19 protein-coding genes are annotated in these 18,197 nt (G+C 63.2%); 9 read left to right on the top strand and 10 right to left on the bottom strand.

Features of this window, described 5'->3' with window-relative positions; translation table 11 throughout:
- Positions 1 to 21: 21 nt before the first annotated feature.
- The gene (locus GRI38_RS01090; protein ID WP_160681175.1) at positions 22 to 327 is read left to right on the top strand and encodes a hypothetical protein; all 306 of its coding nucleotides are present in this window, start codon (positions 22 to 24) and stop codon (positions 325 to 327) included.
- Between the two features lie 89 nt (positions 328 to 416).
- On the opposite strand, the gene GRI38_RS01085 is transcribed toward GRI38_RS01090, so the two are convergent.
- Entirely contained in the window at positions 417 to 1,385 is a 969-nt protein-coding gene (locus tag GRI38_RS01085; protein ID WP_160681174.1) for a sensor histidine kinase, read from the bottom strand.
- A 94-nt stretch (positions 1,386 to 1,479) separates the two neighbouring features.
- Positions 1,480 to 2,994 (bottom strand): Asp-tRNA(Asn)/Glu-tRNA(Gln) amidotransferase subunit GatB, encoded by a 1,515-nt coding sequence (gene gatB / locus GRI38_RS01080; RefSeq protein WP_160681173.1) that lies wholly within the window; start codon positions 2,992 to 2,994, stop codon positions 1,480 to 1,482.
- Positions 2,995 to 3,400: 406 nt separating this feature from the next.
- Here gatB and GRI38_RS01075 point away from each other — a divergent pair, with 406 nt between their 5' ends.
- A complete protein-coding gene (locus tag GRI38_RS01075; protein ID WP_160681172.1) occupies positions 3,401 to 4,558 on the top strand; it encodes a glycosyltransferase in 1,158 nt (385 codons plus the stop codon).
- A gap of 74 nt (positions 4,559 to 4,632) precedes the next feature.
- On the opposite strand, the gene gatA is transcribed toward GRI38_RS01075, so the two are convergent.
- The 4 genes from gatA to rpsU form a co-directional block, all read right to left on the bottom strand.
- Entirely contained in the window at positions 4,633 to 6,132 is a 1,500-nt protein-coding gene (gene gatA, locus GRI38_RS01070; protein ID WP_160682381.1) for an Asp-tRNA(Asn)/Glu-tRNA(Gln) amidotransferase subunit GatA, read from the bottom strand.
- A complete protein-coding gene (gene gatC / locus GRI38_RS01065; RefSeq protein ID WP_160681171.1) occupies positions 6,132 to 6,434 on the bottom strand; it encodes an Asp-tRNA(Asn)/Glu-tRNA(Gln) amidotransferase subunit GatC in 303 nt (100 codons plus the stop codon). The genes gatA and gatC overlap by 1 nt, the downstream gene beginning before the upstream one ends.
- Before the next feature lie 135 nt (positions 6,435 to 6,569).
- A complete protein-coding gene (locus GRI38_RS01060) occupies positions 6,570 to 7,169 on the bottom strand; it encodes an FKBP-type peptidyl-prolyl cis-trans isomerase (protein ID WP_160681170.1) in 600 nt (199 codons plus the stop codon).
- A gap of 138 nt (positions 7,170 to 7,307) precedes the next feature.
- Positions 7,308 to 7,511, bottom strand: coding sequence for a 30S ribosomal protein S21 (gene rpsU / locus GRI38_RS01055; protein ID WP_160681169.1), 204 nt, complete (start codon positions 7,509 to 7,511; stop codon positions 7,308 to 7,310).
- Positions 7,512 to 7,741: 230 nt separating this feature from the next.
- On the opposite strand from rpsU, the gene crcB reads away from it, so the two are divergent.
- The 6 genes from crcB to GRI38_RS01025 are packed head-to-tail and all read left to right on the top strand — an operon-like array spanning position 7,742 to position 11,523.
- Complete coding sequence (gene crcB / locus GRI38_RS01050) at positions 7,742 to 8,152, top strand: fluoride efflux transporter CrcB (protein ID WP_160681168.1); 411 nt, start codon at positions 7,742 to 7,744, stop codon at positions 8,150 to 8,152.
- Positions 8,149 to 9,312: an RluA family pseudouridine synthase gene (locus GRI38_RS01045; protein WP_160681167.1), complete on the top strand. Its 1,164-nt coding sequence runs from the start codon at positions 8,149 to 8,151 to the stop codon at positions 9,310 to 9,312. Before crcB ends, GRI38_RS01045 begins: the two co-directional genes overlap by 4 nt.
- Positions 9,312 to 9,917, top strand: coding sequence for an FMN-binding negative transcriptional regulator (locus GRI38_RS01040; RefSeq protein ID WP_160681166.1), 606 nt, complete (start codon positions 9,312 to 9,314; stop codon positions 9,915 to 9,917). Before GRI38_RS01045 ends, GRI38_RS01040 begins: the two co-directional genes overlap by 1 nt.
- Before the next feature lie 12 nt (positions 9,918 to 9,929).
- A complete protein-coding gene (locus GRI38_RS01035) occupies positions 9,930 to 10,583 on the top strand; it encodes an HAD-IA family hydrolase (RefSeq protein WP_160681165.1) in 654 nt (217 codons plus the stop codon).
- Positions 10,580 to 10,828: a hypothetical protein gene (locus GRI38_RS01030; protein WP_160681164.1), complete on the top strand. Its 249-nt coding sequence runs from the start codon at positions 10,580 to 10,582 to the stop codon at positions 10,826 to 10,828. Before GRI38_RS01035 ends, GRI38_RS01030 begins: the two co-directional genes overlap by 4 nt.
- Positions 10,825 to 11,523, top strand: coding sequence for an ATP12 family chaperone protein (locus tag GRI38_RS01025; protein ID WP_160681163.1), 699 nt, complete (start codon positions 10,825 to 10,827; stop codon positions 11,521 to 11,523). Before GRI38_RS01030 ends, GRI38_RS01025 begins: the two co-directional genes overlap by 4 nt.
- A gap of 10 nt (positions 11,524 to 11,533) precedes the next feature.
- On the opposite strand, the gene GRI38_RS01020 is transcribed toward GRI38_RS01025, so the two are convergent.
- Genes GRI38_RS01020 through GRI38_RS01005 form a run of 4 tightly spaced genes read right to left on the bottom strand, consistent with a single transcriptional unit; the run spans position 11,534 to position 15,155 of the window.
- Positions 11,534 to 12,166, bottom strand: a complete 633-nt coding sequence (locus GRI38_RS01020) for an ABC-type transport auxiliary lipoprotein family protein (RefSeq protein ID WP_237487299.1) — start codon at positions 12,164 to 12,166, stop codon at positions 11,534 to 11,536.
- Positions 12,163 to 13,110 carry an MlaD family protein gene (locus GRI38_RS01015; RefSeq protein WP_160681162.1) on the bottom strand — a complete coding sequence of 316 codons (948 nt, stop codon included), beginning with the start codon at positions 13,108 to 13,110 and terminating at the stop codon, positions 12,163 to 12,165. The genes GRI38_RS01020 and GRI38_RS01015 overlap by 4 nt, the downstream gene beginning before the upstream one ends.
- A gap of 10 nt (positions 13,111 to 13,120) precedes the next feature.
- Complete coding sequence (locus GRI38_RS01010) at positions 13,121 to 13,984, bottom strand: ABC transporter ATP-binding protein (RefSeq protein WP_160682379.1); 864 nt, start codon at positions 13,982 to 13,984, stop codon at positions 13,121 to 13,123.
- A 58-nt stretch (positions 13,985 to 14,042) separates the two neighbouring features.
- Entirely contained in the window at positions 14,043 to 15,155 is a 1,113-nt protein-coding gene (locus tag GRI38_RS01005) for an ABC transporter permease (RefSeq protein ID WP_160681161.1), read from the bottom strand.
- A 97-nt stretch (positions 15,156 to 15,252) separates the two neighbouring features.
- Between GRI38_RS01005 and GRI38_RS01000 the strand changes: the two genes are divergently transcribed.
- Positions 15,253 to 18,147 carry a valine--tRNA ligase gene (locus GRI38_RS01000; RefSeq protein WP_160681160.1) on the top strand — a complete coding sequence of 965 codons (2,895 nt, stop codon included), beginning with the start codon at positions 15,253 to 15,255 and terminating at the stop codon, positions 18,145 to 18,147.
- The last annotated feature ends 50 nt before the right edge of the window (positions 18,148 to 18,197 follow it).

Below are 18,197 nucleotides of genomic sequence, written 5' to 3'. Positions count from 1 at the left end.
ACAAACACGAAGGAGAAATACATGTCCGTTGCAGGAACCTACGATTGCGTCACCAAGAGCCCGATGGGCGACCAGAAGAGCACTTTCACCGTCATCCCCGGCGATGACGGCAACACCTTCACGGGTACGAACCAGGGTGCGATGGGCAGCATGGACGTCGAGGACGGACGCATCGACGGCAACAAGCTCATGTGGAAGATGAACATGACGGTCCCGATGCCGATGACGCTCGATTGCGAAGCGACGGTCGAAGGTGACCAGCTGACCGGCAGCGTCAATGCCGGCGCATTCGGCTCCATGCCGATGACCGGAGAGCGCAAGGGCTGATCTGACGCACCACATCAAAACGAGGAACCCGTCGAAGTCAGTGCTTCGGCGGGTTTTTTGTGGTCAATTTCCGTTCAACCGGATGCTTGCTATTCGCGTTCCAGTTCGATGCGGCATTCCACCCCGTCCTCGGGGAAGGACAGTTCGGCGGAGCCATGCGAAGCGATCGCGCTGGAGATGAGGCGCGAGCCGAACCCCGTATCGTCCGATCGAACCGGTGGCCCGCCATGCTCTTTCCACAGGATGCGGACGCGCTCTTCGTCCGTGTCGATCTTTACCGCCACATGGCCATTATCGTTTGAGAGCGCGCCATACTTCATCGCGTTTGTGATGAGTTCGTGAAAGACCAGCCCTAGCCCCTGACTATGCTGCCCCTGCAACGCCGCTTCCCCATCGGTCTCGATGCGAACCCTGTCTTTCGTCCCCGGAAACGCTTCCAGTTCGGTGTCGAGTATATCGGAGGGAGTCATGGTGCGATCCGGGTTGCCGACCAGCAATTGATGACCGCGCGCGAGAGCACCGACGCGTCCTTCCAGCGCCTGCGAGAAGGTTGCGATGTCCCTCGCTCTTGGGGCGGACAGGCGCACGACGGATTTGATGACAGCGAGCATGTTGCGAACCCGGTGATTGAGCTCTTCCGTGATGAGTTGCAGACGCGCTTCGTTCTGCTTCGTCTCCGTAATGTCGCTCACCTGCCCGATCAGCTTGACGACATTGCCATCGTCATCGGTAAGCGGGCGGCCCGCCGCGTTTATCCAGCGTCGGCGACCGTTGTCGGTCCTGATCTCGCAGGTGAAAGCCCATTCGCGTTTCTCTGCGATTGCCGTCTGCTGCAACCGGTCGACACGCGCCCGGTCTTCTTCCACAACATGACCGAGGAACTGGTCGTAGGTCCAGTCATCAAGCGGTTCACTGTAGCCGAATATCTCATCGTGCCGCCGGTTCCGGACCGCGCGACCCGATCGCAAATCCAGTTCCCAGATGCCGATATTGCCCATTTCGATGACGAGGCGAAGGTGGTCGGCGCTGCGATTTTCGAACGGCTGCAAATCTGGCATCGGCGCGTCCTAAATTACCACGAAACTCATGTCACTTGGCGGTCGGCGGGTTAAAACAACATCAATAGGAACGATCCCGAACGCCTCTGCCCCTTCAACCCAGTTTCGCCTTCAGAAGTTCGTTCACGACCTGAGGGTTCGCTTTTCCTCCGGTCGCCTTCATCACCTGACCGACAAAGAACCCGAACAGCTTGTCCTTGCCGCCGCGATATTGTTCGACCTTGTCCTGATTGGCGGCGAGGACGGCGTCGATTTCGGCCTCAATCGCGCCGGTATCGGACTGCTGCTTCAACCCTTCGGCGTCGGCGACTTCTGCCGGATCCCCGCCCGTGCGCAGGACGATCTCGTAGATCTCCTTCGCCTGCCCGCCGGAAACCTCGCCCGCGGCCTGCATTTCGAGAATGGCCGCCTGCGCCGATGCGGTATTGTGTTCGAGCTTCGCTTCTTCGCCCAGCGACTTGATGACGCCCGGCGCGACGGAGAGCGTCCAGTTCGCTACCTGCGTCGCCACTTCAGCTTCGCTCTTGCCCAGACGCTTCGCCGTTTCGGCAAGCAGCGTCTCGAACCGGGCGAAGGTCTCGACCTCGGCGGTGAGGACGCTCGCATTGTAATCGGTAAGGCCGAGTTCACCGGTATAGCGCGCGCGCTTGGCATCGGGCAGTTCCGGCAACGAAGCGCGGCAATCTTCGAGAAACGCCTCGTCCAGTTCGAGCGGCAGCAGGTCCGGATCGGGGAAATAGCGGTAATCATGCGCGTCTTCCTTGGAGCGCATGGAGCGGGTTTCGTTCCGGTCGGGATCGTAGAGCCGGGTTTCCTGAACCACGGTTCCGCCATCCTCGATCAGGTCGATCTGACGCCGCGCCTCGCCCTCGATGACGGCCATGACGAAGCGTACCGAATTGACGTTCTTCGTCTCCGTCCGCGTGCCGAGCGGGTCGCCCGGCTTGCGCACGCTGACATTGACGTCGGCGCGCATCGAACCCTGCTCCATATTGCCGTCGCACGAGCCGACATAGCGCAGGATCGAGCGCAGCTTGCGGATATATGCGCCCGCTTCCGCAGGCGAGCGCATGTCCGCCTTGCTGACGATTTCCATGAGCGCAACGCCGCAGCGATTAAGGTCGACATAGCTCATCGTCGGATGCTGGTCGTGCATCAGCTTGCCTGCGTCCTGTTCGACATGAATTCGCTCGATCCCGATGATCTTGTCCTCGGGAATGCCTGCTTTCTCGTCGGCTTCGAGCAGGATCTGCCCTTCCCCGACGATCGGGTGATAAAGCTGCGAGATCTGATAGCCTTGCGGCAGATCGGCATAGAAGTAGTTCTTGCGGTCGAACCGGCTGTATTTGTTGATCTGCGCCTCGATCGCCATTCCGGTCCGCACCGCCTGCCGGATGCATTCCCGGTTGGGGACCGGCAACATTCCGGGCATCGCGGCATCGATGAGGCTGACCTGCGTGTTCGGCTCTGCCCCGAACTCCGTCGCGGCAGAGGAAAACAGCTTTGCGGCGCTCGTCACCTGCGCATGCACCTCGAGGCCGATTACGACCTCCCATTCGCCGGTAGCGCCCTGAAGGCGGTAAGTACTGGTCACAACATCGTTCGTCATGGCGCGCAGCTTTGGTCAAACGCTCGGCGGATTGCAAGATGGAGCGTGTCAGCTTTCGGGACGCCGTGTAATTGTGAGTTGTTGAAAGACGCAAACGGTATCACTGCGCGAGCGAGGGCATTACTTGCAGACATCCGTATTCGGTGCGCGCGTTTGCATTCTCAAGCGCTCGTCCCGATGGTTAATTCTCGTCAAGTATGTGAAATTACCGAAAATTTGTCCGAGCGTGATCTGTGTCACGCACCGGGCAACAGTAATCATGCCATGACGGTTTTGCATAGTCTGCCTTTAGAACCATACATCAACGGTTGTATTGAACGGACTACGCAATAATCGAAGTGACGTATTACTCGGGGTGCTTGATTAAATGGCAGGGCCAGCCAATAGCAGCGTGTCGCTTTTCTTCATGAGCGGCAATTTTGCGGACGCCTTTCGCCGTTTTCAGGCTGGTGAGCAGCAGAGCGAAGCCACATACAACGAAGTCGTCCGGTTGATGCACGACCTTGCGAATGACGGGTTCGAAACGACGATCTATTCCTACATGACGCCGGAGGCGAAAATCGAAGAGCCTCTGCAAAACGTAAAGATCGTATCGCTCGGCGCGCGAAGCTGGGACCGCCACGACATCCTGCTCGACGCTTTGCAACAGGACCGTTCGACGGCACTCATCCCGCACTTCGCCAATCGCGAACTTATCAAGGCGTGCGCGGCGCAGAATCGCAATCTGATGATCGGCATGGCGAGCAGCTACAACCGCCGCAATCCGAAGGCGGCGATCGAGCGTTTTAAGCTAAAATCGGTCCTCAGCGATCCGCGCATCGATCTGGTAATGAATCACTGTCTGCCGTCGACGGAAAAGCTGGCGCAATACGGCGTTCCGCGAGAAAAACTGGTTCCCTGGAACGTGCCCCTGCCCTTCTCTCCCGAAAACTTCCCCGCCAAGCAGTTGCGCGAGGGGCGCCCGTTGACGATGGCCTATGCCGGATCGATCTCCGAACCGAAGGGCGTGGGCGATATCATCAGTTCGATTGCCATTCTAAAAAGCCGCGGGATTGAAGTCGAACTGCGGTGTGCAGGCAAGGGCAACATAGATTCCATGCGCAATTTTGCCGCCGAAAAGGGGGTCGGGGATCTCGTCCAGTTCCTTGGCGTGATCGGCAATCGCGACGTCGTGCAACTCTTCTACCAGTCGGACCTCGTCTGCGTGCCCAGTCGTCACACCTTTCCCGAGGGCTTCCCGCTGGTCATGTTCGAAGCGATCGCGAGCCGCACGCCCATCGTCTGCAGCGATCATCCGATGTTTCAGCCGATCCTCGGACACGGCGCGCGGGCGGAAATGTTCAAGGCGGAAAACCCCCGTTCGCTCGCCAAGGCGGTGGAGCGAGCCGTGGAAAGTCCAGAACATTACGCAGCCCTATCCAGGAATGCCGATGCCAGTTGGAGAGCGCTCGGCGGAACCGCCGACTGGCGCACGCTCATCAACGAGTGGGTGCGAAACGGTCCGGAATCCGAATGGATTCAGGCGCATACGCTTGCAGCAATGCCGCGGGAATTTGCGGCCTGACAGCCTTCAGCAGAACCGTCAGCGGCCCAAGCTGCAAGCGCGGACCCTGAGAACGAGGACTGTCAGCCCCGGCGTTACCACCAGCGGTCTGGCCGAGCGGTGAAGCCGGCGCGCTGCTCGATCGCGAGACCCGCATTCATCAGCCCCTGCTCGTCGAACGGTTTTGCCACCAGTTGCAGTCCGAGAGGTAGTCCCTGCGAATTCATTCCCGCCGGGACGCTCATAGCGGGAAGCCCTGCGAGCGAGGCGGGAACGGCGAACACGTCGTTCAGATACATCGTCAGCGGATCGTCGTCGAGCGATCCCAGCGGAAAGCTGGCAGTCGGCGTCGTCGGCGCAAGGATCACGTCGCACGAGCCCCAGGCCTTCTCGAAATCCTGCGCCACCAGCGCGCGAACTTTCTGCGCCTGATTGTAATAGGCATCGTAGAAGCCCGCTGAAAGGACATAGGTCCCGATCAGGATGCGGCGTTTCACCTCGTCCCCGAAACCTTCGCTGCGCGTCGCGGCGTACATGTCCTGAAGGCCTGCACGCTCCCCATCCTTGTCGGACGGCATTTCGCGCAAGCCGAAGCGCACGCCGTCATACCGCGCGAGGTTCGACGAGGCTTCGGCGGGCGCGATGATGTAATAGGCAGGCAAAGCGTATTTCGTGTGGGGCAGCGAAATATCGACGATCTCTGCACCGGCATCGCGCAGCATGGTCTTGCCGCGTTCCCAGTTGTCCAGGATTTCCGCATCCATCCCGTCCATGCGGTATTCGCGCGGAATGCCGACCCGCTTACCCGTCAGATCGGCGTCCAGCATCTCGGCCCAGTTCGGAACCGGCATGTCGAGCGAGGTCGCATCCTTCGGATCGAAGCCGGCCATCGCTTCGAGCATAATCGCGCAATCTTCGACGTTACGGGCCATTGGCCCCGCCTGATCGAGGCTGCTGGCAAAGGCGACGACCCCCCAGCGCGAGCAGCGTCCGTAGGTCGGCTTGACGCCGGTAATCCCGGCAAAGGCTGCGGGCTGGCGGATCGAACCGCCAGTATCGGTGCCGGTCGCTGCCGGGCAGAGGCGCGCGGAAACCGCAGCGGAAGACCCGCCCGAGGATCCGCCCGGGCTCATCGCGGCATTGCCGCCCCCTGCCGTGCGCCAAGGCGAGACGACGTTGCCGAAATAACTTGTCTCGTTGGACGAGCCCATCGCGAACTGATCGAGATTGAGCTTGCCCAGCATCCCCGCCCCGGCCTTCCACAAATTGGCGGAAACGGTGCTTTCGTAACGCGGAACGAACCCTTCGAGGATGTGGCTGGCGGCGGTCGTCTGCACGCCATCGGTGCAGAACAGGTCCTTCATCCCGATCGGCACGCCCGCCATCGGGCCAAGCTGCTTCCCGGCGGACCGCGCCTCGTCGACCGCATCGGCTGCGGCGAGCGCCTTTTCCGGCGTGGCGACGATGAATGCATTGAGAGCGCCCGCAGCAGCTACATTCGCGTTGAACGCTTCGGCCACTTCGCGCGCAGAGAAGTCTCCGCTCGCAACGCCGTCGCGAATGGCCTTCACGCCAAGATCGGTGAGTTCGCTCATCATTCGATCACCTTGGGCACGCCGAAAAAGCCGTGTTCGGCTGCGGGGGCATTCGCCAGCACGTCTTCGCGGCGGTCACCACCCGTCAGCCCGTCGGCATTCACTTCGTCCTCGCGCAGGCGCAGCGTATTCGGGATGACCGCCGTCATCGGCTCGACATCGCTCGTGTCGACCTCGCCCAACTGCTCGACCCAGCCGAGGATGTTGTTGAGTTCGGGGACCATGCGTTCGAGTTCGGCATCGTCCATGCTGATCCGTGCGAGCGAAGCGATCTTCGCCACCGTGGGTTTATCGACTGACATGGCTTCGCGCGTTAGCGAGCGTGCGCGGCGGCTTCAAGCGGCTTTCGCGCTGCGAAATGGCGGCGGCAGTCTTATGAGCTAGTCTGCCGTCTTCACTAGGCAGACCATCGGCGCAGTTGCCAACGGTTTAGCCGATTACTCGCTGGGCGCACCCTGCGGAGGAGCACCCTGCGGCGGACCGCCGAGCGGACCGCCCTGCCCCTGCGCACCCTGCTGCATCTGCATCATCTGCTGGAAGGTCTGTGCACGCCGTTCGAATTCCTGTCGCGACATGATCTCGACGACCTCAATGTCGAACACGAGATCGCTACCCGCCGGAATTTCCGAGCCGGGGGGCGGGCTGTCGCCATAGGCCTTGTCGGCAGGAATGTTGAATTCGTAGGTTCCGCCGGTGCGAACCTGCTGCAAGCCTTCGAAGAAGCCCTGAACGGTCTGGCCTTCTTCGAGAAGGAACGGGACACCTTCCGGGAACAGTTGCGGCGGCAGCGGCGATTCGCCTGACTGGTCGAACACCGTGCCGTCGGGCAGGCGGCCGGTATAGCGCACGAAGATGACGTCGCCGATCTGCGGAACCTCTCCGGTGCCTTCCTCGATGACCTCAACCCCGGCGCCGCGCACCTGGGTCGCCCAGGCGAGTGCAGCCGCCACGAGGATCGCGATGATCACGGCGATCCACAATTTCGCAAGCGAGCCTTTCGCTATGGGTCGAAGGGGAACGCGGGTGACTTCGCTCATCGGATTATCGTCCTGTGAATGTCGGAGAGTTGGGTTGCAGATAGCAAAAAGGGCGCTGGCATGGTGCCGCGCCCTTCTGGCTCAGGTAGCGGGCGGAAACAAGCGTTCGATAGCTCTTGTCCGCCCCCTGATCTCGGCTCAGGCGCCGTCGCGCTCGGCGCGCTTGCGCTCGAGCTTGCGGGCACGGCGAACGGCAGCAGCCTTTTCACGAGCACGCTTTTCCGACGGCTTTTCGTAGTGGCGACGCAATTTCATTTCACGATAGACGCCTTCGCGCTGCAGCTTCTTCTTGAGAGCGCGCAGAGCTTGATCGACATTGTTATCGCGAACCATGATTTGCATAAACTTGAAACACCTCGAAAGAATTACCGACGCCGGGCCGCGCAGGCAGACCCGTTGTCATGTTATTGCCAATAAAAAAAGTGCCGGAAAGCGTGAGCCCGGCACGAATCTGCGCGGTCAATAACGAAAACGCATCGTCTTGGCAAGCGTTCCGATGGGCCGTGCGCGCGAAAACCTTCCGCGAACCATCCCCTTTCGCTCGGACCGCCATGTAGCTAAGGCATCGCTCGATGAATGCAATCCCATCCTTTCAGGCAAGCCTGCTCGTGGCGGGCGGCGGCGCGCTTGGCGCGGTGCTGCGCTATCACCTGGGCCGCGGCCTCACATGGTTGACCAGCCCGGCGACGGTCACCGCCTTTCCGTGGGCGACGCTCACCGCGAACATCCTCGGCAGCCTCGCGATGGGCCTCCTGGCCGGATGGCTCGCGCGCAGCGGCGATGCAGGCGGAGAGACGGCACGGCTGCTCGTCGGTGTCGGCCTGCTCGGCGGGTTCACGACCTTTTCCAGCTTCAGCCTCGAGCTCATGGTCCTGATCGAGCGCGGCCAGCCCGCTCTTGCCCTGACCTACGCCGCCATCTCGGTGCTGGCCGGGCTCGTCGCGCTATATATCGGCCTCGTCGCGACGAGGATCGCGGCATGAGCGACCAGCGACCCCCGCGGCGCGGCAGCACGAACGTGCGGACCTTCACGATCGATGCCGACGATGACGGCATCCGCCTTGACCGGTGGTTCAAGCGGAACCTGCCGCAAGTGGGCTTCGGCACGGTTTCGCGCTGGGCTCGCACCGGACAGATCCGGGTCGACGGCAAGCGCGCGAGCGTCGATGACCGGCTCGAAAAGGGCCAGCAGCTGCGCGTTCCGCCGGGCGGCGACGACAAGGCGAAGCGCGTACGGCAGAAGCGCGAACTTACCGAGGCCGAAGTCGCCGAAGCAAAGGCGATGGTCATTGCGGAAACGCCCTCGGCCATCGTGCTGAACAAGCCGGCAGGCCTCGCCACGCAGGGCGGCAGCAAGACGCATCGCCACGTGGACGGGCTGCTCGATGCCTTCGCGCAGGGCGAGGACGATGTGCGCCCGCGCCTCGTCCACCGGCTCGACAAGGATACTTCCGGCGTCCTCCTCATCGCCCGCACGCCGGGCAGCGCCGCATATTTCTCGAAGCGGTTCTCGGGCCGCTCGGCACGCAAGGTCTATTGGGCGCTGGTCGTGGGCCGTCCAGAGATCGACGAAGGCATGATCGAGGCACCGCTCGCCAAGCAGCCTGGCAGTGGTGGCGAAAAGATGCATGTCGACGAGGAGAACGGGCAGAGCGCCAAGACCCGCTACCGCGTGGTGGACCGCGCAGGCAACAAGGCGGCATGGGTCGAGTGCGAACCGCTGACGGGGCGCACGCACCAGTTGCGCGTCCACCTCGCCGCGATCGGCCATCCCATCGTCGGCGACGGCAAGTATGGTGGGCAGGACGCGATGCTGACCGGCAGCGTGAGCCGCAAGATGCACCTTCACGCGCGCCGCCTGATCATCGACCAGCCGGACGCGCCGAAGATCGACGTGACAGCCGAACTGCCCGAACATTTCGCCGCGACGATGGAGCAACTCGGCTTCGACCCGGCGCTGAGCGATGCGATGCCCGAACAGGGGCCGCCCGAACGTTCGCGCGCGGAGAAAAAGCAGGCCGCCCGCGCTCACGCCAAGCAATATCGCAAGTCGCGGCGCGGCGAACGCCGCGGTCGCGGCCCTGCGGCCTCGTCCGGAAAGCCAAAGGGTGGCGGCAAGAAAGGGCGGAAAGGCAAAGGCTGATGCATCCGAACAACGCTTTTCGCAGCGGCGATCGCGCCCTTCACGAAATGCTGATCGAGGAAGTCGGCTTCGGCATGGTCTTCGCCCAGACGCCCGACGGACCGCGCGTCGCGCATACCCCGCTCGTCTCCACCGGCGACGGAGCCGTCCAGTTCCATCTGTCGAACGGCAATGCGCTGACGAAGCATATCGCCGACTGCCCCGCACTCCTTCTCGTCAACGGGCCAGAGGCATATGTCTCGGCCCGATGGTACGACGATCCTGATCAGGCGCCGACCTGGAACTACATCGCGCTCGAGATGGACGGGCCGGTCCGCCGCATGGCTCCCGAGGGGCTGGAGGCGCTGATCGAGCGCCTCGTCAAGCGGCACGAGGGGCGCATTCGCGGCGGCGGCGGAGAATGGACGATCGCCAACCTTTCGGAGGGTCACCGCACAAAACTGATGCAGGGGATTACCGGCTTCGAAATGGAAGTGCGCGGCTGGCGTGACACGGTCAAACTGTCCCAGAACAAACCGGAAGCCGAGCGCGAGCGCCTGATCGACGGATTGCAGGAAAATGGCTCGCTCGCTATCGCCAATCTGATGCGGACTTTGGGTAACTAGGCGAGAGACCGTTTGGCGCGACTGGCGATCTTCGATTGCGACGGCACGCTCGTCGATGGACAGGCGAATATCTGCGAAGCGATGGAAGAGGCCTGTCAGGCTGCCGATCTTCCCGTTCCCCCGCGCGTCAAGATCCGCCGGATCATCGGCCTCAGCTTGCCGCAGGCGCTGTTCTATCTCGCTCCCGATGCCAGCGAAGGACAACGAGCGCTGGCCGTCGATACTTACAAACAGGCTTTCCGGAAGAGCCGCAGCGAGGGACGCCTGTCGGAGCCGCTCTTTGCCGGAATGGCCGACCTGCTCGCGGACCTCAAACATGCAGGCTGGCTGCTCGGCGTCGCAACGGGGAAGAGCGATCGCGGCCTTCGCTCGTGCCTCGACCAGCATCGCATCGCGACGCTGTTCACGACCTTGCAGGCCGCCGACTACCATCCGTCGAAGCCCCACCCGGCCATGATCGAGGCGGCGATGGAGGAAGCCGGGGTCGGCCCTCAAGATACGGTCATGATCGGCGATACGAGTTTCGACATGACGATGGCGCATAATGCCGAGGTGCGCGCCATCGGCGTCGCCTGGGGCTATCACGACGCCGCCGAACTTCTGGAAGAAGGCGCAGACATCGTCGCGGAAACGATCGACGAGTTGCGTGGTATCCTGATCGCATGAACAAGCAAGACCCCGACACCCGTCGGTCTGGCGACAACGCCGACGAACTGCTGGCCGCGCGCCGCTACTGGATTTTGCAACTGGTGCGCTTCGGAGCATTGGGTATCGTCATTCTCGGCGTGGTCATCATGGCGCGCGATCCGAGCGGAGAGGCCTATGGCGGTGCGCTGCTCGTCGCGGCCGGTGCCTTCCTCTTCTTCTTCGCGCCGCGCACGCTCGCACGCCGATGGAAGAGCGAGGAATGAAGCGGTTCTATAAAGAGGTCGGGGTCGAGGAAGCGGAAGGCGGGTTCGTCGTCACGCTCGACAACCGCCGGATGAAAACCCAGGGCGGACAGGCGCAGATCGTTCCGACCGACGCTTTGGCACGATTGCTGGCCGGGGAATGGGCGGCACAGGGCGACACGCTCGATCCGAAGGCGTTTCCTTTTCGCGACATGGCGGATTACGCCATCGACCGGGTTTCGGCGGAGCGGGACGAGGTGATCGACAAGCTGCTGAGCTATGCCGAAACGGATACGCTATGCTATCGAGCCGAGCCGGGAGAGGCCCTGTTCGAACGGCAGGAAGCCGAGTGGGAGCCGGTCCTCGCCGCATTCGAAAAGCGCCACGCGGTCGCGTTCACCAGGATCAGCGGGATCGTCCACCACGCGCAGAGCGAGGATAGCCTTACCCGCCTGCGCGAAGCTCTGGCCGAAGAAGATGCGTTCGCGCTCGCCGGATTGCAGACGATGGCGTCGCTGGCCGCCTCGCTGTGCATCGCGATGGAATCGCGCGAAGCCGACAACGACGCGGAAGCCCTCTGGGATGCTTCCACGCTTGAGGAACGCTGGCAGGTCGAACAGTGGGGCGAAGATGCCGAAGCGCGCGAACGGTCGGACCGGCAACGGGCTGAATTCCTGCGCGCTCACCGCTTCTATCGCGCTGCGAAAGCCGCCTGAAGCGGCGAGCCTATCGCGCCCAGTCGGCCACCTGCCGGGCCACGTCGTTAGCTGCGCGATTGAGCGCGACGCCAACCGGGTTCGCTTCGGGTGCGACGCCCGGCACGATGCTTTCGAAACGGCGGCGGCGCGGCGTATTCTCGCCATTGGTCAGGATTGCATCATAGCGCACCACGACCGAACCCGTGGGCACGTCGTAACCGAAATCGACCAGCGATCCGCGGAGGATCGTCGTCGCGGCAAGTCCGGTATCGTCTTCGTCCATGACGGCGCGAACACCCTCGGCGCGGATAGTCTCGGCCAAGACGCGGCGGAACAGGCGGGCCGGTTTCTCGACCCAGATGGCTTCTGGGACATAGGCGATGCTGCTGTCGTCGATCTGCACCGGCACGCGCGTCACGTCGAGCCGGGCGGGCGCGAAGGGTTCGTAGATCGCAATGGCGTTGTCCGAGGTAATCGCCGCGCCGTCGCCGACCGGTGCGACGGCTTCGCTCGTCAGCGTGAGCAGGCTCTCGGGCGGTTCCGGGCCGAAGCTGATGCAAGCCGAAAGCGACAGGGCCGCCGCCGTCGAGGCGAGGAAACTGGCAAGGCGCAAGGCGCGCGATTTGCGGGGCATTGCTGTCATCGCGGTCATCCTGCTCATGGCTCGTAATCCGGTAGGGGCGGCTCGCTCAACAGCGAGGTCGCGCCGTCATTCTCGATCCGCTCGGTGACGGAGCGCAGCGCCCTGCTCGTCCGGCGAAGGTCCTGCAACGTCGCTTCGGCAGCGGGCAAGGTGGTTTCGGTCAGGCGCTGGGTCGCGGGCTGCGCGCTTTCGAGTGTCGTCGACAACGCATTGGCAGCTTCCGTCGCGGCGGCCAGGGTCTGCCGCAATTCGCCGGCGAGCGCGGAGCCCTCCTCGTTCAGAAGCCGGTCGGTCGAGCGGGTGACGTCCTCGAACGCGTCCAGCGTCTCGCCTGCTTCGCGCAGAGTCACCTGCAATTCAGCCATCGTATTCTCGATCAGCGGGGCCGCGTCCGCCAGTTCGGCGGTCATCTGGTTGGTATTGGCAAGGATGCCAGCAATCTCGCCCTGGTTGCGGTCGGACAGAAGCTGCGTCAGCCGCTCCGTCAGCGTCGCCAGCCGCTCCAGCAGCAGCGGAGCATTGGCGAGGATCTGACCGAAGCCGCCGGCCTTTTGCGGGATCAGCGGGACGTCTTCCGGGCAGGCCGTCGTCTCGCAGGTGATGGCAGGCGCATTCTTGCGCGCGCCATCGAGCAGGATGGTCGATACCCCTGTGAAGGAGCTTTGCAGCTGTGCCGTCGTCCCGACAAGGATCGGCACTTCCTCGCGCACGCGGATGCGCACGCGCACGAATTCGGGATCCTGCTCCCACAATTCGATGTTGCTCACCTGGCCGACGGGAACACCCGAGAAGGAGACCTGGCTGCCATTCGCCAGCCCCTCCACCGATTGCTTGAACAGGATGTCGTACTCGTTCCGGTTGCCCTCGCCCAGCCGGGCGAGCCAGACGATGAACAATGCGAGCGCGCCGAGAAGCAGCAGGGTGACGAAGCCGACCCAGAGATGATTTGCACGTGTTTCCATCGGATTGCCCCTATGCCCGCCGTTTGGCCCGCTTGTCCATCGCCTTGAATTGCGAGCGGGACCGCGACGGACCCTTGCCGCCCTTCTGGTCGGCTGCGGCCCGCCCGCGCGGACCGTTGAAGTATTCCTGGATCCAGGGATGTTCCGTTTCGAGCAGTTCGGGGATCGTCCCGACCGCGATCACCTTCTTGTCCGCCAGCACCGCGACGCGGTCGCAGATGGCGTAGAGCGTGTCGAGATCGTGCGTGATGAGGAATACGGTCAGCCCGAGCGTTTCCTGCAATTCGCGGGTCAGCTGGTCGAAGCGCGCTGCACCGATCGGATCAAGGCCCGCCGTCGGCTCGTCGAGGAAGAGGAGTTCGGGATCGAGCGCCAGGGCACGGGCAAGGCCGGCGCGCTTCTTCATGCCGCCTGACAGTTCGGCGGGAAACTTGTTCACCGCCTCTTCGGGAAGGCCGGACAGCAGCACCTTGTAGCGCGCAATCTCCGCGAGCAGCTGCTTATCGATCTCCGGATAGAACTGCTTCAAGGGGACCTGCACATTCTCGCCCACGGTCAGGGTCGAGAACAGCGCCCCGCCCTGGAACAGGACGCCCCAGCGATCGCGCACGCCGATTTGCTCGTCCGGCTCGGCCTGGGTAATCGAGCGGCCGAACACCTCGACATTGCCTTCCGCGGGCTGCTGCAGGCCGATGATGGTGCGCATCAGCACCGACTTCCCCGTTCCCGAACCGCCGACTACGCCGAGGATCTCGCCGCGCCGCACCTTGAGCTCGAGATTGTCGTGAACGCGCTGCTCGCCGAACTGGTTGACGAGGCCGGTGATGACGATGGGATAGCGCTCGGGCGCGTCCTCGCGCGGCGGGGGCGGCATTCCTTCGCCCTCCTCGATCGGGATGGTGCCCTCGTCCTGTCCTGGTTCTTCGGCCATCTCAGCCCCACCCGACATTGGAGAAGAAGATTGCGAAGAACGCATCGACCACGATGACCATGAAGATCGCGTAGACGACCGCCTGCGTCGTGCGGCGACCGACAGCCTCCGAATCGCCCTCGACCTGCATTCCCTGATAGCATCCGGCAAAAGCCACGATCAGGCCGAAGACCGGCGCCTTGATGAGGCCGACCCACAGATCGTAGGTCGGCACGACCTCCTTGATCCGCGCGAGGAAGGACAGGAACGGAATACCCAGCGAAACGTCTGCGATGACCGCGCCGCCGATGATCGCCACGACGGAGGCGTAGAAGCCGAGCAGCGGCATCATCAGGATCGCGGCGAGGATGCGCGGGATGACCAGCGCCTCCATCGGCGAGATGCCGATCGTGCGCATCGCATCCACTTCCTCGGTCAGCTTCATCGTGCCGAGCTGCGCGGCGAACGCACTGCCAGAGCGGCCCGCGACCATGATCGCGGTCATCAGGACGCCGAGTTCGCGCAGGGTAATGCGGCCAACGAGATTGACGGTCAGCGTCTCCGCGCCGAACTGCGCCAGCTGCACCGCGCCCTGCTGAGCGATGACGATGCCGATGAGGAAGCTCATCAAGCCAACGATGGGCAGAGCCGTGACGCCGACAAGTTCGAGCTGGCGGACCAAAGCCTTGCCGCGAAAGCGTCCTGGATGGCGCAGGATGCCGCCCGCCGCGATGAGGATCTGCCCGAGAAAGCCGAGCGTGCCTTTCAAGCCGCTCCAGAATTCGCCGACGAGTTCGCCCGTGTGATGGGGGATGCGCAGATAGGCCGGCAGGCGGTCCGGGCGCATCCCGACCCCTTCCGACGGTGCCTTGACCGCTTCGAACAAGCGGCTGGCGCGATCGTTCGCGCCCGTGATTTCCGCATCGTGTTTCTGCGCGAGGTGAAAGGCGATCCACGCCCCGACCGTGTCGATCTCGTCCACCTGGCTGACGTCGATCTCGCTGATCGGTTCGCCGATCTTGCGCAGTTCCCGGTCGACCCGGCCCACCGTGCTGACGAGATACGCGCCTTCGAGCTCCAGCCGGTAGCCGCCGTCGCCCGTTTCGATCAGATTATAGCCTGCGCCGGCGCTCATCCTTGCGCCTATGCTAAGATTTTCGGCGTGGCACAAGCATGTTGCTCCACTATTCGCGTTGCATGAGCAGGGCGGCGCTGGCATTGCCCCGCTCGTCATGACAAGCGAAACGACTTCCGACCTGCCGACCACCTTCGACCCCGCCGATATCGAGGCGCGCTGGTACGAACACTGGGAAACGAGCGGCCTGTTCCGGCCCGAGCGCCCCTCGGCCGAACCCTTCACCATCGTCAATCCGCCGCCCAACGTGACGGGATCGCTGCATATCGGTCATGCGCTCGACAACACCTTGCAGGACATCGTCGTGCGTCACGAACGGCTGAAGGGCAAGGACGCGCTGTGGGTCGTCGGCGTCGATCATGCGGGCATCGCGACGCAGATGGTCGTCGAGCGGCAGATGGCGGAACGCGGCGAGAAGCGTACCGACTATTCGCGCGAGCAGTTCGTCGAGAAGGTCTGGGAATGGAAAGAGCAATCGGGCGGCACGATCACCCGCCAGCTACGGCGGCTGGGCTGCTCCATGGACTGGAGCCGTGAGCAGTTCACGATGGACCCGCATTTTTCGAAAGCGGTCACGCGGACTTTCGTGCAGCTCTACAATGACGGGCTGATCTATCGCGACAAGCGCCTCGTGAACTGGGACCCGGCGCTAAAGACCGCGATCAGCGATCTCGAAGTCGAGACCCGCGACGTCCAGGGGCATTTCTGGCGCTTTCGCTATCCGCTGGCCGACGGCACGACGCTGGACCACCCCGATTTTGCGGGCCAGGATTATATCGAGGTCGCCACGACCCGGCCCGAAACGATGCTCGCCGATATGGCGGTGGCGGTCCACCCCTCGGACGAGCGGTATCGCAGCGTCGTCGGCAAGCACATTGTCCTGCCGATCACCGGGCGGCGCATTCCGATCGTCGCGGACGAACACGCCGATCCCGAACTCGGCAGCGGTGCGGTGAAGATCACCCCCGGCCACGACTTCAACGATTTCGAGGTCGGCAAACGCGCCGGGATTGCCCCAGCCGACATGCTCAACATGCTCGATGCGGATGCCGCCGTCGTCCAGACCGCCGACGGCAAGGTGCCGAACGAACTCGTCGGGCTCGACCGGTTCGAAGCGCGCAAACGCGTCGTCGCCATGCTGAAGGATAGCAGCCACCTCGTCTTGCACGTTACCGAGAACGACGGCGAACGCATTGAGCACGAAGCCGAGCCGCGCACCATCGCTACCCCGTTCGGGGATCGCGGCGGGGTCGTCATCGAACCCTGGCTGACCGACCAATGGTATGTCGATGCCCAGAAGCTGGCGAAAGCGCCGATCGAGGCGGTGCGCGAAGGCGATGTCGAGATCGTCCCGAAAAGCTGGGAGAAGACGTTCTTCAACTGGATGGAGAACATCCAGCCATGGTGCGTCAGCCGCCAGCTATGGTGGGGTCATCGCATTCCGGCATGGTATGGCTCGAATGGCGAAGTGTTCGTCGCGGAGACCGAGGAAGAGGCCTACGAACTCGCTCGTCATTCCGGCGCAAGCCGGAATCCAGAAGGCGGCGCAGAACTGGACCCCGGCCTTCGCCGGGGTGACGAGATCAAGCTAAGTCGCGATCCTGACGTCCTCGATACGTGGTTCTCTTCCGCATTGTGGCCCTTCGCGACGCTCGGCTGGCCCGAGGGACCCACCCCCAACCCCTCCCTTCAGGAAAAAGAGCGAGACTTGCCGAGCGACAGCGAGGCCAGTCGCAGCGAGGTGGGTGCGTCCGACCTGCTCGCCAAGCACTACCCCAACGACCTTCTGATTTCCGGCTTCGACATCCTGTTCTTCTGGGATGCGCGGATGATGATGATGGGCCGCCACCTGACGGGCGAGAACCCGTGGAAACGACTCTACCTGCATGGCCTCGTGCGGGCTGCGGACGGCTCCAAGATGTCGAAGTCCAAGGGCAACGTCGTCGATCCGCTCGGCCTCATCGACAGATACGGTGCCGATGCGCTGCGTTTCTTCATGGCCGCGATGGAGAGCCAGGGCCGCGACATCAAGATGGACGAAAGCCGGGTCGAGGGATATCGCAACTTCGCGACCAAGCTGTGGAACGCGACCCGCTTCTGCCAGTCGCAGGGCATCAGCGCCTCCGACACAATCGCCGCGCCGCCCGCCCGCCTCGCGGCCAATCAGTGGATCGTCGGCGAAGTTGCAAAGACCGTCAACGCGCTCGACAAGGCGCTGGCCGAACTGCGGTTCGATGCGGCGGCGAACCTCGTCTATCATTTTGCCTGGGACCGGTTCTGCGACTGGTATCTGGAACTCATCAAGCCGGTTTTCGCAGGCGAGGCGGACAGTCCCGCGGCCATCGAAACCCGCGCCGTCGCCGGTTGGGCGCTCGACCAGATCCTCGTCATGCTGCACCCGTTCATGCCCTTCATCACCGAGGAATTGTGGGCCAAGCAGGGCGCGATGACCGGCAAGAGCCGGGCGGATTATCCGATCATCACGGCCAAGTGGCCCGATCCTCAAGCGAGCGTGAACGACGAGGCCGTGGCCGCGATCGACTGGGTCATTGCGCTGACTACCGCCACGCGAGCAGCGCGCAACGAACTCGGCATTTCTCCGGGTGCGAAGCTGGCGGCCTTCATCCCCAACCCTTCTGCGGTAGCGGCGCAAGTCTTCGAACGCAGCAGCGCGGCCATCGAACGCCTTGCGCGGCTGACGCCGGTCACGATTGGCGAAGCACCGGAAGGTCCGGCGATGCAGGTGACGGCGGGCGAGGACGTCGTCGTCATCCCGCTCGAGGGCGTCGTCGACATCGCTGCGGAAAAGGCGCGACTGGAAAAGGCGCTCGCTGCCTCGCGCAAGGAGGCAAAGTCGCTCGAAGGACGCCTCGGCAATCCGAAATTCGTCGAGAAGGCGAAGCCCGAAGCCGTGGAGAAGGCGCGCGCCGACCATGCACATCACTCGGCGGAGGCTGACAGGCTGGAGGCGGCACTGGCGCGGCTGGGTTGAGCGAGGCCGTCATTTCCTACCATCGCAATCGGTGGCAAAAGGTGGGAATA

The sequence above is a fragment of the Parapontixanthobacter aurantiacus genome, from assembly GCF_009827635.1.
Taxonomy (GTDB): domain Bacteria; phylum Pseudomonadota; class Alphaproteobacteria; order Sphingomonadales; family Sphingomonadaceae; genus Parapontixanthobacter; species Parapontixanthobacter aurantiacus.
Note: the sequence above shows the minus strand (reverse complement) of the source record. Positions and strands in the feature narration are given on the sequence as shown.